Origin of the sequence: Streptomyces sp. NPDC127068, from assembly GCF_042724695.1 — a bacterium.
Lineage (GTDB): Bacteria > Actinomycetota > Actinomycetes > Streptomycetales > Streptomycetaceae > Streptomyces.
Genome location: NZ_JBHXEN010000011.1, coordinates 97,554 through 113,325, shown reverse-complemented (window position 1 = coordinate 113,325; position 15,772 = coordinate 97,554). Strand labels below are relative to the sequence as shown.

Below are 15,772 nucleotides of genomic sequence, written 5' to 3'. Positions count from 1 at the left end.
GGCCGCCGTGAACGGTTCCGTGCCGGGGCCGTCAGGAGATGCGGACCGGGTTCACGAGGTCGGCGATGAGGACGAGGATCGTGAAGCAGACGAACACCCCGGCGACGACGTAGGCGACGGGCATGAGCTTCGCCACGTCGAAGGGTCCCGGGTCGGGCCGCTTGAACACCCGTGCGGTCGCCCGCCGTACGGACTCCCATGCGGCGCCCGCGATGTGCCCGCCGTCGAGCGGGAGCAGGGGCAGCATGTTGAACAGGAACAGCGACAGGTTGAAGCCCGCGACCAGGAACAGCATCATCGCGACCTGGTTCTCCGGCGGGATGTCGAGGTTCAGCACCTCGCCGCCGACCCGGGCCGCCCCGACGACGCCCATGGGCGAGTCGGCCTCGCGCGGGCCGTCGCCGAAGGCCGCGTCCCACAGGGCGGGCACCTTGGAGGGCAGCGCTATCAGCGACTCGACGCCGCTGACCATCATGTCGCCCATCCGGTCCACGGACTGGCCGAAGGACTGTTCGACGATCCCGGTGGCCGGGGTGAAGCCGAGGAAGCCCGCGGTGACGTACTCCCCCTCGACGTAGCCGCCCTTGCCGTCGGTCTTGCCCACCTGGTTCTTGATCAGGGTGGCCTGGAGTTCCTCGCGCTGGCCGTCCCGCTCGACGGTGAGGGTGGCCGGTCCGACGGTGTCGCGGATGCGGGACTGGAGGGCGGACCAGTCGCCGACGGACTCGCCGTTGAAGGCCACGATCTTGTCCCCGGCCCGGAGCCCGGCCTGCTTGGCGGGGGCCGCCTGGTCGCCCGTCTCGCACTTGGTCCGGTTCTCGCTCTGCTGGATCACGCAGTCGGAGACCGCCCCGACCGAGGTGGTCTGCTGCTCGATGCCGAAGGTCATCAGCACGCCGAGGAAGATCGCCACGGCCAGGACCAGGTTCATGAACGGCCCGGCGAACATGACGATGATGCGTTTCCAGGGCTTGCGGGTGTAGAAGAGCCGCTTCTCGTCGCCCGGTTCCAGTTCCTCGTAGGCCGCGGTGCGGGCGTCCTCGATCATGCCGCGCCACGGGGAGGTGGAGCGGGCCTCCACCCGGCCGTCGGCGCCGGGCGGGAACATCCCGATCATGCGGATGTAGCCGCCGAGCGGGATCGCCTTGATGCCGTACTCCGTCTCGCCCTTCTTGCGCGACCACAGGGTCGGCCCGAAGCCGACCATGTACTGCGGGACGCGGATGCCGAAGAGCTTGGCGGTCGACAGGTGGCCGAGTTCGTGCCACGCGATCGAGAACATCAGGCCGATGGCGAAGACCACTATCCCGAGGATGGTCATCAGGAGTGTCATGCACGCGCCTCCGCGGTCTTCTTCGCTGTCCTGGTCGCCTGTGCCGTCAGTTCACGGGCCCGGGCACGTGCCCAGGTCTCCGCTTCGAGGACGTCCTGCACGGTCAGGGAAGTTCCCGCGCGCGGGGTGCCGTGTTCCGTGACGACCTCGGTGACGGTCTCCATGATGCCGTTGAACGGCAGGGCGCCGTTCAGGAACGCGTCAACGCACTCCTCGTTGGCGGCATTGAACACTGCCGGAGCCGTTCCCGCGAGCGCCCCCACGTGCCGGGCGAGGCCGACGGACGGGAAGGCGTCGGTGTCCAGGGGGAAGAACTCCCACGTGGACGCGAGGCTCCAGTCGAAGGCGGGGGCGGCGTCCGGCACCCGGGCCGGCCACCCCAGGCCGATGGCGATGGGTCCACCCATGTCGGGCGGGGTGGCCTGGGCCAGCGTGGAGCCGTCGGTGAACTCGACCATCGAGTGCACGAAGGACTGCGGGTGGACGACGACCTCGATGCGGTCGAAGGGGATGTCGTACAGCAGATGGGCCTCGATCACCTCCAGGCCCTTGTTGACGAGGGTCGCGGAGTTGATGCTGATCACCGGGCCCATGGCCCAGGTGGGGTGCGCGAGGGCGTCCGCGGGGGTGACGTCGGCGAGCTCCGCCTTGGTCCGGCCCCGGAAGGGTCCGCCGGACGCGGTGACGACCAGTTTGCGGACGTCGGCGCGGGTGCCCGCGGCGAGCGCCTGGAACAGGGCCGCGTGTTCGGAGTCCACCGGGATGATCTGCCCCGGTTTCGCCACCGCCTTGACCAGCGGGCCGCCCACGATCAGCGACTCCTTGTTGGCGAGCGCCAGGCTGCGCCCCGCCTCCAGGGCCGCCAGGGTCGGGGCGAGCCCGATGGAGCCGGTGATGCCGTTGAGCACCGTGTGGCAGTCGGAGGCGGCCAGCTCCGCGGCGGCCGACGGTCCGGCGAGGAGCGTCGGCAGGGCCCGCCCGGTGCCGTACCGCGCGGTCAGCGCCGCACGCAGCGCGGGAACGGCGCCCTCGCGGGCGACCGCCACGGTCTGCACGTCGAGCGCGTGCGCCTGCTCGGCGAGGAGGTCGACGTTGCCGCCCGCGGCGGACAGGGCGGTGACCCGGAATCGGTCGGGGTTGCGCCGGACGAGGTCGATGGCCTGGGTGCCGATCGACCCCGTGGAGCCGAGGATCACGATGTCCCTGCGGTCTCCGGCCGGACGGGGGTCGAAGACGACGTGCGGGTCTGCGAGGGGGGCGGGGCTGTCGGTCATCCCCCCATTCTTACGGGTCGCCGCGCCGACCGGCAGCGACCCCGGGGCCGATCGGCTCCCCCGGGCTCCCGCGGACACCGGACGCGGGCGCGCCGCGGGGTGCGGGAACCCCGCCGGAGCCGGGTGCGCGGGCGGGTGCGGGCCTGCCGGCACGGTCAGGGCACGGGGCGGTGCTGGTCGGGTCCGGCGGTGGGGCCGGGGGTGGCATCGGCGATCCAGGGGCCGTCGCCGCTGGGGTCCACGATCCCGTGTTCGAGCCAGGTGTGGGAGCCGTCGAGCACCGCCGCGACCAGGGTGCGGTCGGACGCGTCGGCGTTGGTCCACAGCCGGCCGAACAGTGCGTCGGCGCGGACCCGGGCCTGCCGGCAGAACGCGTCGGCGAGCTGGTACGCCTCCCGACCGTGGTCGCCGCGCTGCCGCAGGTGCTCGGCCCGGACGCACGCCGCGCTCATCGCGAACAGTTCCGCGCCGATGTCCACGATCCGGCCCAGGAAGCCCTGTTTGGTCTCCAACCGGCCCTGCCAGCGGGACATCCCGTAGAACACGGACCGGGCGAGCCGGCGCGAGGTCCGTTCGACGTACCGGAGGTGAGTGGCGAGGTCCGCGTGCCCGGTGGGGTGGAAGGCGGCGTACGAGGTGGGGAGCTGTCCGGGGCCGGTGACCAGTTTCGGCAGCCAACGGGCGTAGAAGCCGCCGGCCCGCACCCCGGCCCGCGCCTTGTCCTGGAGCGAGGTGTCCGGGTCGATCAGGTCGCCGGCGACGGAGAGGTGGGCGTCGACGGCCTCGCGGGCGATCAACAGGTGCATGATCTCGGTGGAGCCCTCGAAGATCCGGTTGATCCGCAGGTCGCGCAGCAGTTGTTCGGCGGGGACCGCCCGCTCGCCCCGGGCGGCCAGCGACTCGGCCGTCTCGAAGCCCCGTCCGCCGCGGATCTGGACGAGGTCGTCGGCCATCCGCCACGCCATCTCGGACCCGTACAGCTTGGCGAGGGCCGCCTCGATCCGGATGTCGTTGCGGTGGTCGTCCGCCAGCTGCGAGGAGAGGTCGAGGACGGCCTCCAGGGCGAAGGTGGTCGCCGCGATGAAGGCGACCTTCCCGCCGACGGCCTCGTGCCGACCGATGGGCCGGCCCCACTGTTCCCGGGCGCCCGACCACTCGCGGGCGATCTTCAGGCACCACTTGCCGGCGCCGACGCACATCGCGGGCAGCGAGAGCCGGCCGGTGTTGAGCGTGGTCAGGGCGATCTTGAGGCCGGCGCCCTCGGGGCCGATCCGGTTCGCGGCGGGCACCCGCACCCGGTGGAAGCGGGTGACGCCGTTCTCGATGCCGCGCAGCCCCATGAAGGCGTTGCGGTGCTCCACGGTGATGCCCTCGGAGTCCGCCTCGACCACGAACGCGGTGATGCCGCCCGGGTGGCCCTCGCCCGCCGGGACCCGGGCCATCACCACGAGCAGGTCGGCGACCACCCCGTTGGTGGTCCACAGCTTCACCCCGTCGAGGACGTAGTCGTCCCCGTCCGGGACGGCGGCGGTGGCGAGCCGGGCCGGGTCCGAGCCGACGTCCGGTTCGGTGAGCAGGAACGCGGAGATGTCCCCGCGGGCGCAGCGCGGCAGGTAGCGGTCGCGCTGCTCCTGGGTGCCGAACAGCTTCAGGGGCTGCGGCACGCCGATCGACTGGTGGGCGGAGAGCAGCGCGCCGATCGCGGGGTTCGCGGAGCCGACGAGGGCGAGGGCCTTGTTGTAGTACACCTGAGTGAGGCCGAGGCCCCCGTACCGGGTGTCGATCTTCATGCCGAAGGCGCCCAGTTCCCGCAGGCGGCGCACCGTCTCGTCCGGGATGCGGGCCTCGCGTTCGATGCGGGCGGAGTCGACCTCGTCCGCGCAGAAGTCGTGGAGCTTGGCGAGGAACTGCTCGCCGCGTCGGACGGCGTCGTCGCCGGGCACCGGGTGCGGGTGGATCAGGTCCAGCCGGAAGCGGCCGAGGAACAGTTCCTTGGCGAAGCTGGGCCCCCGCCAGTCCTGCTCGCGCGCGGCCTCGGCGACCTGGCGTGCCTCACGGGCGGTGACGGCCTGCTGGAGGGGTGATGCGGTCATGAGGGACACCTCGCCGCGGATCGGTGGGGCACGGGTGCGGACACGTCCGGGGCCCGTGGCGCTGCTACTCCGTATGTACCCCGGTCCCGTACGGTCAGCCAGGCGTGCCGCCGCCGTTCGGAGCAAGCACGTCCGCCGCGCCGGCACGTGCGTGGACGGGGCTCGGGGCGGTCGGGTGGACGGGTACCACGAGGCGGACCGGCCGCGCTCCGCACTCGGCACGGCCTCGGTGCGGTGCTCCGCCGGTTCCTCGACGCCCTCGTCGCGCCTCGACGCCTGGGACGGGCTGCCGGTGGAGACCAGGGAACGGGTCCTGCTGACGCGGATCGACTCCCGTTCCGCCCCGTGGACTGCGCGGAATCCGGCGCTGACCGAGCACCTCGGCACGCATCGTCAAGAACGCCCGCACGGCTCGTCAAGGCGCCACCCGGCACGAGCCCTAGCGTGTGGGGGACACGGAAGCTCGGGACGGGCCGCCCGTGTCGAGCCGCCCGCCCATGAGGAGAAGGGAGTGGTCCATCGATGTTCCGGACTCCGAACGGATTCCCCGGTGCGACGACGGGTCGAGGGCGGGGAAGGAGGTCCCTGAAAGCCGTGGGCACCGCGGCCGCGACCGTCGCTCTGTTCGCCGTCGGCACGGGGACCGCCCATGCGGCGGAGAGCTACTACGTGCACAACTACTACAGCGGGCTCTGCATCGGAGTGGGCAGCAAGACCGGGAACGGGGCCCCGGTGATCCAGTGGGGGTGCAACTCGGCGGTCGATGAACGCTGGACCTTCGTGAAGACCACGGACAGCAACGGGGCTCGGGCGTACTTCGTGAAGAACAGCTACTCGGGCAAGTGCATCGGGGTGGGGTCCAGCCTGGCTCAGGGTGCCGGCGCCATCCAGTACACCTGCAACGGGGCCGTCGACGAGAAGTGGTGGTTCTCCGGCGGGTACCTCCGGAACGTGTACTCCGGCAAGTGCCTCGGTGTCGGTTCGAGCGCTTCCCCCGGCAGGCAGTTGATCCAGTGGACCTGCAACGGTGCCTCGGACCAGATCTGGACGACGACCACGGCCACCGTGCCGGTGTAACGGCCGGCAGCGGGGCGGGTCCGTACCCGTCCCCTCCGGTGGCACGACGCACCGCGGCGCGGGCGGACGGAGAAGGCCCGTCCCGGAGCCTCCGCACAGAGGGCTCCGGGACGGGCTCACCGGTGTTCCTGGTCCGCCGACCAGGGGTTCCGGTGGGGGCGGGACGGCCGGGGTGGGCCGCCCCGGGGTCAGAGGGCGAGTCCGGTGAGGACGAGGACCCGCTCGTAGGTGTAGTCGTCCATCGCGTAACGGACGCCCTCGCGGCCGACGCCGGAGAGCTTGGCGCCGCCGTACGGCATCTGGTCGGCGCGGTAGGAGGGCACGTCGCCGATGATCACGCCGCCCACCTCCAGGGCGCGGTGCGCGCGGAACGCGGCCTGCACGTCGTGCGTGAAGACGCCGGCCTGGAGCCCGTACTTGGAGGAGTTGACGGCGGCGAACGCCGCGGCCTCGCCGTCGACCTTCTGCACCACGAGGACGGGTCCGAAGACCTCTTCGCGGGCGAGGGTGACCTGGTCGGGCACGGAGGCGAGGACGGTCGGGGCGTAGGACGCGGCGTCGCGCCCACCGCCGGTGAGGACCTCGGCGCCCGCGGCGGCGGCCTCGTCGACCCAGGACTCCACGCGCTTGGCGGCGTCCTCGCTGACCAGCGGGCCGACGTCGGTGCCCGCGTCGGAGGGGTCGCCGGTGACCTGGGCCTCGACCGCGGCGACGATGCGCGGGACGAGCCGGTCGTACACCGCGGCGTCGGCGATCACGCGCTGCACCGAGATGCAGGACTGGCCGCCCTGGTAGTTCGAGAAGGTCGCGATGCGCTGGGCGGCCCAGTCGAGGTCGGCGTCGCTGGACCAGTCCGCGAGGACGACGGCGGCGCCGTTGCCGCCCAGCTCCAGGGTGCAGTGCTTGCGCGGCACGGAGTCCATGATCGCGTAGCCGACGGTCTCGGAGCCGGTGAAGGAGATCACGGGCAGCCGCTCGTCCTGCACCAGGGCGGGCATGCGGTCGTTGGTGACCGGGAGGATCGACCAGGAGCCCTCGGGCAGCTCGGTCTCGGCGAGCAGCTCGCCGAGGACCAGGCCGGACAGCGGGGTCGCCGGGGCGGGCTTGAGGATGATCGGGACACCGGCGGCGATCGCGGGGGCGACCTTGTGGGCGCAGAGGTTCAACGGGAAGTTGAACGGGGCGATCCCGAGGACGACGCCCTTGGGGAAACGACGGGTGAGGGCCAGCCGGCCCTGGCCGCCGGCGTCGGTGTCCAGGCGCTGGGCCTCGCCCCCGTTGAAGCGGCGGGCCTCCTCGGCGGCGAAGCGGAAGACGGAGACGGCACGGCCGACCTCGCCGCGGGCCCACTTGATGGGCTTGCCGTTCTCGGCGGAGATCAGCTGGGCGATCTCCTCGGTGCGCTCGGTCAGCCGCTGGGAGACGTGGAGCAGCGCCGCGGCCCTGGTGTGGGCGGGGGTGGCGGCGAAGTCCTCCAGGGACGCGTGCGCACGGGCCACGGCCTCTTCGACCTGGGCGTCGGTGGGGACGGCTACCGTGCCCACCACGCGGTTGTCCCACGGGGAGGTGACGTCGAAGGTGGTGTCGCCGGTGGCCTGGCGGCCGGCCAGCCAGAAGGCGTGGGTGGAGGTCATGTCCGGAGTCCGGCCCTTCCCTGTCGCGGTGCGGTGTCCTCACCCACGGTAGGGCGCACCGGGCGGCCGGGCCTTTGTCCGCCGCGTACGGAATCGCCGGACGCGTGCACCACTTCGTCGCAGGGGTCGTGGTGCCCGCGGGGTGGGGATCAGTCGGGTGACTCGGCGGTCTTCAGGGCGAGCCACAGCTCCATGCGGACGTCCGGGTCGTCGAGCGAGCGGCCCAGGATCTCCTCGACCCGGCGCATCCGGTAGCGCAGGGTGTGACGGTGCACCCCGAGGTCGGCCGCGGCGGCGTCCCACTGTCCGTGGCGGGACAGCCAGGCGCGCAGGGAGGCCACGAGGTCCCCGCGTCCGGTGGCGTCGTGGTCGCGCAGTCCGCGCAGCAGCCCGTCGGCGAACGCCTGCACCGCGTCGTCCGAGAGCAGGGTCACCAGGGACCCGGCGGCGACCTCGTCGAACGCGATGTGGCCGCGGCCGAGCCGCCGGGCGACGGACAGGGCCCGTCGGGCCTGCTGATGGGCGCCGACCGCGCCTTCGGGGCCGGTGGGGGCGGACACCCCGGCGACGGGACGGGTCGGGTCCCGGTCGCCGCCGGCTTCGCCGTCGCCGGTGGACGGACCTGCGGTGTGCGCGATGCACTCGGCCTCGGCTGCTCCGCCGTCCGCGAGGACCATGACCAGCCGGCGCAGCGGACCGTCGGGGGCGGGGTCGGGGGCCGCCTCCGGGACGACCAGCACCGTTTCGCCGGCCCGGGCCGCCGCGGACTCCACCGCTTCGGCGAGTTCGGCGAGCGGGTCGGCCTCCGCCGGGGTGCCCTGCCCCGGTGCGCCCTGCCCGGCTGCGCCCTCCCCCGCCGCGGCCGCCTCCGACTCGGCGGGCACGGTCGCGGAGGCCGGTTCGGCGACGACGAAGCGGAACGGAACGTCGAGCAGCGCCCCGTACAGGTCCCCGGCGACGGCCCGGGCATGGCCGGGTTCGCCGGCGAGGAGCATCCGCAGGACCGCGGCGCCGATGCGCTGCTCGGCGGCGTGCAGGGCGCGGGAGCGTTCGGTGGTGAGGGTGAGCAGGGCGATGGCGGAGTGCACGGCGTACCGGTCGGCGGTGCCGAGCGGCGACGCGGTGCCCACGGCGAGGGCCGTACGGGGTCCGCGTCCGGTGCCCAGGGCGTGGAGTTCGACCCGGTCCTCGGCGGCGCCGACGACCGCACTGGCGGTGGCGGCGCCCTGGCGCAGCCGCTCCACGTCGGGGGTGAGCCGGGCGGCCCGGCGGCTGGCCCAGCCGGGTGCGGCGGCGACCACGGCGCCGGTCGCGTCGTACAGCGCGGCCCAGCCGTCGACCTGCGCGGCGAGGCCGGCGAGGACGCCCTCGGGCCCGTCGGTGAGGGCCCGCCGGGTGAGTTCGCGTTGGGCGGCGAAGCCGGCGGTGACGGCGCGGTACTGCTCACGGGCGATGGCTTCGGAGACGGCCTTGCTGATGGCGATGAAGGGGGTGCGGCGGGGTACCGCGAGCAGCGGCAGGTGCTCGGCGCGGGCGGCGTCGAGCAGGGCTTCGGGGACGTCGTCGTAGTGGACGCCCACCGCGAAGCCCAGACCGACGACACCGGCTCGGGTGAGCCGGCGCACGTACCGGCGCATCTCCTCGGGGTCCTCCGCGTCGAGCTTCAGCGCGGTGATCAGCAGCAGCTCGCCGCCCTCCAGGTACGGCACGGGGTCGGCCAGTTCGCTGACGTGCGCCCAGCGGACGGGGGTGTCCAGCCGCTCCTCGCCCGCCCGGACCGTGAGCTTGAGCGCGGAGTGCTGGACGAGGGAGGCGAGCGTCGGGGGCATCGGACCTTCAGGCGGCCGGAGGGCGGGCGGCGTCACCGTCCGGGCCGGTCAGCGGGGCGGACGGGGGCGGCGGGGCCGCGGAGCGGGTGGTTGGCCGCTCCGGGGGAACGGTCCCTGTCGATTCTGCCCCACCGTAGCGAAGGGTTCACCCGCGCAGGTCCACCAGGAGGGGTGGCGCGTGCTCGCCGCGGACGGTCGTCAGGGAGAGCACCGCGTGCCCGGGCGGCACTCCGTGGGCGAGGTCGGAGGCGGACCAGCGCTCGCGTTCGACCTGCCGCACGGTGACGGCCCGCGCGGTGGGGGCGCGCCCGGTGATCACCCGGCGCAGGGCGTGGGCGGTCTTGCCGAGCGGGGTCTCCGCGATGATCTGCCGGTCGGTGACGTCCCGGGCCTCGGTCCACTCCTTGCCCCAGACCTCGGCGAAGTCCTGGCCGTCCCAGGGCGTCAGTCCGGACAGCGCCATCCGGCAGCCGATCGCGCCGAGCAGCGGGCCGCGCAGCGGGCGGGGCACGTCGTCGAGGGTGCGCAGGGTGAGGACGACCCCCGCGTGCCCGGAGCGCAGCCGTTGGAGTCCGCGCACGGCCTCGGGGGTGACCACCCCGGTGGCGTCGTCGAGGACGAGGCAGGCGAAGAGGGAGCGGTCCTCGCGGGCGGCGACGGACGCGGTGAACTGGGCGAGGACCAGCCTGGCGATGATCTTCGAGGCGTCGGCGTGGCCGCGCCGCGGCAGGTCGATCCGGACCCGAACGGGGTGGTCCAGCGCGCGCAGCGAGAAGGGCCGGCCGGCGCCCTCGGTGTCGAAGAACGACGCGAACGCGGGACGGTCGAGGAGGGCGACCCGGTCGGCGAGGACGCCCCCGACGTCACCGGGGTGGGCGAGCTGCCGTTCCCGGGCGTCCAGCTCGCGCAGCATGGCGTGCTGTCCGGCGTCGGTCAGGGCGCGGCGCAGTTCCCCGAGCGGGCCGGGTGCCCCGTCGAGGAGGCCGCGCAGTTCGGGGACGCCGGGGAACCGGCCGTGGACGACGTGGAAGGGACCGAGGAGTTGGGCGAGGACGGTGGTGGAGCGGCGGGTGTCGGCGCCGGCGTGCGGTTCGGCGAGGTCGCCGACCAGGGCCTCGGCGAGGACCGCGGCGGCCTCGTCCGGGTCGGTGGTGCCCCCGTAGAGGTCGAGGTCGTAGACGGAGTCGGGCTGGCCGATGCGGATGACGACGTCGTATCCGTCGGCCGCGCCGAGTCCGGTGCCGGCGGCCCCGATGACGACGACGGCGGCGCGCCCGGTGAGTGCCTGGAGGCACAGCGACTCGGCGACCGGCCACACGAGGTGGCCGGTCTTGCCGGAGCCCGCCGGGCCTACGGCGAGCAGCGAGGTGCCGAGCAGGTCGGGGCCCAGCCCGAGACCGACGCCCCGGAAGCGGTAGGGGTTGCGGGGGTCGTCGGCGGTGGCGCCGATGCGGACCTGTCCGGTGAGCAGGTCGTGCCGGGCCGCGCGGCCCGGCAGGTCGCGTGCGCCGGACGGGTGCAGACAGGCGGCGGCGCCCTGCCGGGTCACGGCGGCGGCGAAGTCGGCCATGCTGTGCCGGCCGCCGCGGACGCCCTGCCAGGCGCGGGCGATCCGGGTGTGGTCGACGTCGCGCATCAGTCCGGTGCGGGCGTCGGCGGCGAGCCGGTCGGCGGCGGCGGTGAGGCCGGCGGCCCGCAGCTGGGGCCACTCGGCGGGGTCCTCCTCGGCGGTGGCCGGGACGCCCGGTTCGGGGGCGGGGGGGCGCAGTCGGGGGGCGAGGTAGCGACGCCAGATCTCGGCCCACCGCCCCATCCGGGCGGCGGTGGCCAGGATGCCGCCCCCGACGAGCAGGTAGTAGAGCGTGGAGGTGACGAACCCGGCCTTCTCCTCGGCGGCGGTGATCGGCTGGGACCACTCCTCGGGGGTGAGCACGTAGTAGGGCCACATCCAGTAGCCGCCGAGGTAGCCGTTCCACAGCAGTGACCAGAGGAGCCAGCCGACCAGGAAGGCGATGAGCGCGCCGCTGAAGAGTTGGCGGGCCGGTGTCAGCTCGGGTTCCTCGTCGGGGCGCGGGGTGTGGTCGAACCGCCAGACGCCGGGCGCGGCCTCGGGGCGGGGGGTCCTGAGCCACCGGAGGAAGCCGTGGCCGTCGGGCTGCGGCGGGGGTCCGGCGGGGTGCGGGACCTCGCCGGGCACCGTGGCCGGGCGGGGCGGTACCGGGGGGACCCCGGGCCGCGGGGGGCCGCCGGACGGAGGCCCGTCGGACGGGGGCTCACCGGGCGGGGGGGCGCTGGAGTACGTGCCCTGCGCCGGGTACGGACCCTGCCCGCCGGGGTACGGGCCACCGTCCGTGAAGGGTCCCGTGGGTGGGGCCGGTGCCGTGCCCGGGACGCCGGAGGGCGCCCCCGGTGCCGTGCCCGGTGGTACGGAGGGTGGCTGTGCCGGACGTGGCAGGGGCGTCGCGTGCGTGCCGCGCACGTCCTGGGTTCCCTCGCCGCCGTCGTGTCCGTCGCGTTCCATTGGACCTCTGCCCCCTGACCTGCCGGTCCCTTGCGTTCCGGGCGTCAATCTAGTGCCCCCGAGGGGGTACTTCACCGGTTACGCGCCTGCCGGGCCGGGAAGGCGCCGTTCGACGCGCCCGCGGGTGCTCCCCGGGGGAGTATGTCCATGGCGGACAATCGCCCGTCCGAACAACTCCCGCATGGAGCATGCCGGCCCCCGCCCACCGGCCCTAGCCTGCGGAGGAACCCCCGAGGTACACCGAAGAACACCGGGACACCCCGTGAGACGCCCCAGACCCCGCCCACCGGTACCGCGCGAGCCCGCGGACCGGCCGGGGGCCCCGGTCCCGACCGCATTCGCGCCCCGCGCGCCCGTGACACCCCAGGAGCCCGCCATGACCGCACTGCCGCAGGAGCGCCGCGTCGTCACCGCCATTCCCGGCCCGAAGTCCCAGGAACTCCAGGCCCGGCGCAATGCCGTGGTCGCGGCGGGTGTGGGCTCCACACTCCCGGTCTTCACGGCCCGCGCGGGTGGCGGCATCATCGAGGACGTCGACGGCAACCGGCTGATCGACTTCGGTTCCGGCATCGCCGTGACCAGTGTCGGCGCCTCCGCCGAAGCCGTGGTGCGGCGGGCGTCCGCGCAGCTCGCGGACTTCACCCACACCTGTTTCATGGTCACCCCCTACGAGGGGTACGTGGCCGTCGCCGAGGCACTCGCCGAGCTGACCCCGGGTGACCACGCGAAGAAGTCCGCCCTGTTCAACTCGGGTGCCGAGGCCGTCGAGAACGCCGTCAAGATCGCCCGCGCCCACACCAAGCGCCAGGCGGTCGTCGTGTTCGACCACGGCTACCACGGCCGGACCAACCTGACGATGGCGCTGACCGCGAAGAACATGCCGTACAAGAACGGCTTCGGCCCGTTCGCGCCCGAGGTGTACCGGGTGCCGGTGGCGTACGCGTACCGCTGGCCGACCGGGCCGGAGAACGCCGGCCGGGAGGCCGCCGCCGAGGCGATCGACCGGATCACCAAGCAGATCGGCGCGGACAACGTCGCGGCGATCATCATCGAGCCGGTGCTCGGCGAGGGCGGCTTCATCGAGCCCGCGAAGGGCTTCCTCCCCGCGATCAGCTCGTTCGCGTCGGAGAACGGCATCGTGTTCGTGGCGGACGAGATCCAGTCCGGTTTCTGCCGGACCGGGCAGTGGTTCGCGTGTGAGGACGAGGGCATCGTCCCGGACCTCATCACCACCGCGAAGGGCATCGCGGGCGGTCTGCCGCTGGCCGCGGTGACCGGCCGCGCCGAGATCATGGACGCCGCGCACGCGGGCGGCCTCGGCGGCACCTACGGCGGCAACCCGGTGGCCTGCGCGGGTGCGCTCGGTGCGATCGAGACGATGAAGGAGCTGGACCTCAACGCCCGCGCCCGGCGCATCGAGGAGGTCATGAAGGCCCGCCTCGCCGCGATGGCCGAGAAGTTCGACGTCATCGGGGACGTCCGTGGCCGCGGCGCGATGATCGCGATCGAGCTGGTCAAGGACCGCACCACGAAGGAGCCGCACGCCGAGGCGGCGGGCGCCCTGGCCAAGGCGTGCCACGCGGAGGGCCTGCTCGTGCTGACCTGCGGCACGTACGGCAACGTCCTGCGCTTCCTGCCGCCGCTGGTGATCGGCGAGGACCTGCTGAACGAGGGCCTGGACATCCTTGAGGGCGCGTTCACCCGCATCTGAGCCCTCCCCCGGCCCGTCCGGGAGCAGCGCGGAAACCATGCCGGAGCCCCGACGGTCACCGACCGTCGGGGTTCGTCGTGTGACGGGCGGTGAGGACGACCTCGGTCGGTGCCCGTCCGCCGACCGGCCCTGCACGATGGCCTCGTGGGTGGCCTGCGGGCGAACGCTTCCGGGGCGCGCCCGATCGGCGTTGGACGACGGGCGAGGACTGCTGCTTAGCTGGGCGCGCGGACGGTTCCGGATCGGAACGAGCGAGAGAGGTGCCCGGTGGAGACTCCCCGACTGGAGGAGGTGCGACTGACCTCTTTCAAGAGCTTCACCGCCCAGTGCCTACCGCTCCACGACCTCACGGTGCTCATCGGACGCAACGGCAGCGGCAAGTCCAACGCCTTGGACGGACTGATGGTGCTGTCCCGTCTGGCCCTTGGCGAACCCGTGCGGGACGCCCTGGACGGGCCCCGGAGTGAGGGGGAGGAACCCATCCGCGGCGGGGCCGAAGGCTGCGCCCCCCTAGGGGAGGCGGGTTTCCGGCTCGGTTGCCGCGTTCGGTCGGGACAGGCGGTCTTCGACCTCGACGTGGAGATCGCGGTACGCCCCGAGGTACGGATCCTGCGGGAGGAATTGACGGCCGTGGAGGGCGTGCCCTACGGAGGACGTCGCCTCGCCGCCGGCCGTTCACTGCTGGCCAGTGATCCCGTGGACCCGCGCCGCAGTGACCTCAAGGTTCGTTGCTTCAACGGTCGGCGGGGGCTCGATCCGGGCGTTCCCTTCGCCGCTGACCGTCTGCTGACGAGCCAGGTTCCGGTGCGGCTGCCCGCGACCACGGAGGCGACCAAGCTGGTGCACCGCGCCGCACGAGACGTCCTCACCGTGTTGCGCGAGATCTTCCTACTGGATCCCGTCCCCCACCTCATGAGGCAGTACGTCAACGCCCGCGACTCGGACCTCAGACGCAGCGCCGACAACCTGAGCGCCGCAGTGGAACACTTGCACCAGACTGACCCCGGCGCGTTCGACCGTCTCACCGACCTGGTGGCGGGCATGCCCGAGTACCCGGTGCGGGGTGTAAGCAGCGTCGACACGAGGCTCGGTGACGTGCAGCTGGTGCTGCGCGAGTCGGGCTACCACGGCCGGGAGCACGATGTTCCGGCTCGGCTGCTGAGCGATGGGATGTTGCGGTTCCTGGCCTTCGGTACCGCGCTGCTCAGCGCTCCGGTCTCGAACGGTGACGCGGGTTCACTGCGGGCCCAGCGGCATCTGGTGATCGAGGAGATCGAGAACGGGCTGTACCCCACGCAGGCCGCGCGCGTACTGCGTCTGATGAAGGAGGAGTCGCAGCGGCGGAGCATCGACGTACTGTTCACCACGCACAGTCCGGCGCTGCTCAACTCCCTCACCGCGCAGGACCATTCGGGGGTCGTGGTGTGCAGCCGGGACCGGGAGTCCGGCGAGAGCGTGCTGACCCGTCTAACGGAACTGCCCGGTTACGTCGAGTTGCTGGCGGCCGGGGACCTGGGGGACGCCGTCACCAAGGACCGCCTACCGGCCGCCGTGCAACCCAGGGACACGAGCACGACGAGCGTCGAGGACTTCCTGAGGAGCCTGTGAACCCGTGAGCGCACCGCGTCGGTCCGGGCTCCGACTGCCCGTCGTCGACTTCCTGGACACCTCGGTCTTCGTCGAGATCCTCGACGTGCCGCACATGAACGCTCACCGCAAGGCGATCCTGTCCGAAATGGATGCCCGGCTGGACGCAAGGGTGCGTTTCGTCCTACCGACCGCGACCGTGATCGAGACCGGCAACCACGTCTTCCAGATCAAGGACGGGGCGGCCCGTCGCACCTGTGCCGCCACCTTCATGAACCTGCTGCTCAGGACCGCACGCGGCGAAGCCCCCTGGGTCCTGCACGAACGGACCTGGGACGGTGACTTCATCTCCTCGCTCAGCCGGGGCGGCACCACCGGGATGGACCTGGCCGAGCACGCCGTGTGCCAGCAGCTCGGCACCGGCGACCTGAGCATCGTCGCCGAACGGGACCTCTACGCGTCCCGGGCGCAGGCCGAGGTCCGCATCTGGACGCTGGAGGCCACCATGGGAACCTGGGCGGAGCTGCCGTGAGTGACGTACGACCGCCCCGAACGGCAGAGGCTGTGAAGAAGGTGTGCGGGGCCCATGACGGGGTGCCGTTCGCGCTGTCGCGACGGCACCCCCTGGCGTAGGTTCGGACGGGATGAGTGAACCACCGCGCCCGGGGCGGTCCCCGGGCGAATCCGGTACGCGGCCTCCCCAGTCACGTGCA

At 73.2% G+C, this 15,772-nt stretch carries 10 protein-coding genes; 4 read left to right on the top strand and 6 right to left on the bottom strand.

Going from position 1 to position 15,772, the window contains the following annotated elements; all coding sequences use genetic code 11:
* Positions 1-31 precede the first annotated feature (31 nt).
* The 3 genes from ACFWIA_RS09540 to ACFWIA_RS09530 all read right to left on the bottom strand — a co-directional run bounded on the left by ACFWIA_RS09540 (position 32) and on the right by ACFWIA_RS09530 (position 4,700).
* A complete protein-coding gene (locus ACFWIA_RS09540) occupies positions 32-1,333 on the bottom strand; it encodes a M50 family metallopeptidase (protein WP_387002074.1) in 1,302 nt (433 codons plus the stop codon).
* Entirely contained in the window at positions 1,330-2,607 is a 1,278-nt protein-coding gene (gene dxr, locus ACFWIA_RS09535; protein WP_387002072.1) for a 1-deoxy-D-xylulose-5-phosphate reductoisomerase, read from the bottom strand. The genes ACFWIA_RS09540 and dxr overlap by 4 nt, the downstream gene beginning before the upstream one ends.
* A gap of 155 nt (positions 2,608-2,762) precedes the next feature.
* Positions 2,763-4,700, bottom strand: a complete 1,938-nt coding sequence (locus ACFWIA_RS09530) for an acyl-CoA dehydrogenase family protein (RefSeq protein ID WP_387002070.1) — start codon at positions 4,698-4,700, stop codon at positions 2,763-2,765.
* Positions 4,701-5,294: 594 nt separating this feature from the next.
* Here ACFWIA_RS09530 and ACFWIA_RS09525 point away from each other — a divergent pair.
* Positions 5,295-5,777 carry an RICIN domain-containing protein gene (locus tag ACFWIA_RS09525; protein WP_387002068.1) on the top strand — a complete coding sequence of 161 codons (483 nt, stop codon included), beginning with the start codon at positions 5,295-5,297 and terminating at the stop codon, positions 5,775-5,777.
* A 188-nt stretch (positions 5,778-5,965) separates the two neighbouring features.
* On the opposite strand, the gene ACFWIA_RS09520 is transcribed toward ACFWIA_RS09525, so the two are convergent.
* The 3 genes from ACFWIA_RS09520 to ACFWIA_RS09510 all read right to left on the bottom strand — a co-directional run bounded on the left by ACFWIA_RS09520 (position 5,966) and on the right by ACFWIA_RS09510 (position 11,437).
* Positions 5,966-7,411 carry an aldehyde dehydrogenase family protein gene (locus ACFWIA_RS09520; RefSeq protein WP_387002066.1) on the bottom strand — a complete coding sequence of 482 codons (1,446 nt, stop codon included), beginning with the start codon at positions 7,409-7,411 and terminating at the stop codon, positions 5,966-5,968.
* Positions 7,412-7,560: 149 nt separating this feature from the next.
* Positions 7,561-9,240 (bottom strand): PucR family transcriptional regulator, encoded by a 1,680-nt coding sequence (locus ACFWIA_RS09515; protein ID WP_387002065.1) that lies wholly within the window; start codon positions 9,238-9,240, stop codon positions 7,561-7,563.
* Positions 9,241-9,385: 145 nt separating this feature from the next.
* The gene (locus ACFWIA_RS09510; protein WP_387002063.1) at positions 9,386-11,437 is read right to left on the bottom strand and encodes an ATP-binding protein; all 2,052 of its coding nucleotides are present in this window, start codon (positions 11,435-11,437) and stop codon (positions 9,386-9,388) included.
* Positions 11,438-12,137: 700 nt separating this feature from the next.
* Here ACFWIA_RS09510 and gabT point away from each other — a divergent pair.
* From gabT to ACFWIA_RS09495, 3 genes are all read left to right on the top strand, one after another.
* Positions 12,138-13,472 carry a 4-aminobutyrate--2-oxoglutarate transaminase gene (gene gabT, locus ACFWIA_RS09505; protein WP_387002061.1) on the top strand — a complete coding sequence of 445 codons (1,335 nt, stop codon included), beginning with the start codon at positions 12,138-12,140 and terminating at the stop codon, positions 13,470-13,472.
* A 267-nt stretch (positions 13,473-13,739) separates the two neighbouring features.
* On the top strand, positions 13,740-15,080 hold the full coding sequence (locus tag ACFWIA_RS09500; protein WP_387002059.1) for an AAA family ATPase: 1,341 nt from the start codon (positions 13,740-13,742) through the stop codon (positions 15,078-15,080).
* 4 nt (positions 15,081-15,084) lie between these two features.
* Complete coding sequence (locus ACFWIA_RS09495; protein WP_387002057.1) at positions 15,085-15,591, top strand: hypothetical protein; 507 nt, start codon at positions 15,085-15,087, stop codon at positions 15,589-15,591.
* Positions 15,592-15,772: the final 181 nt, after the last annotated feature.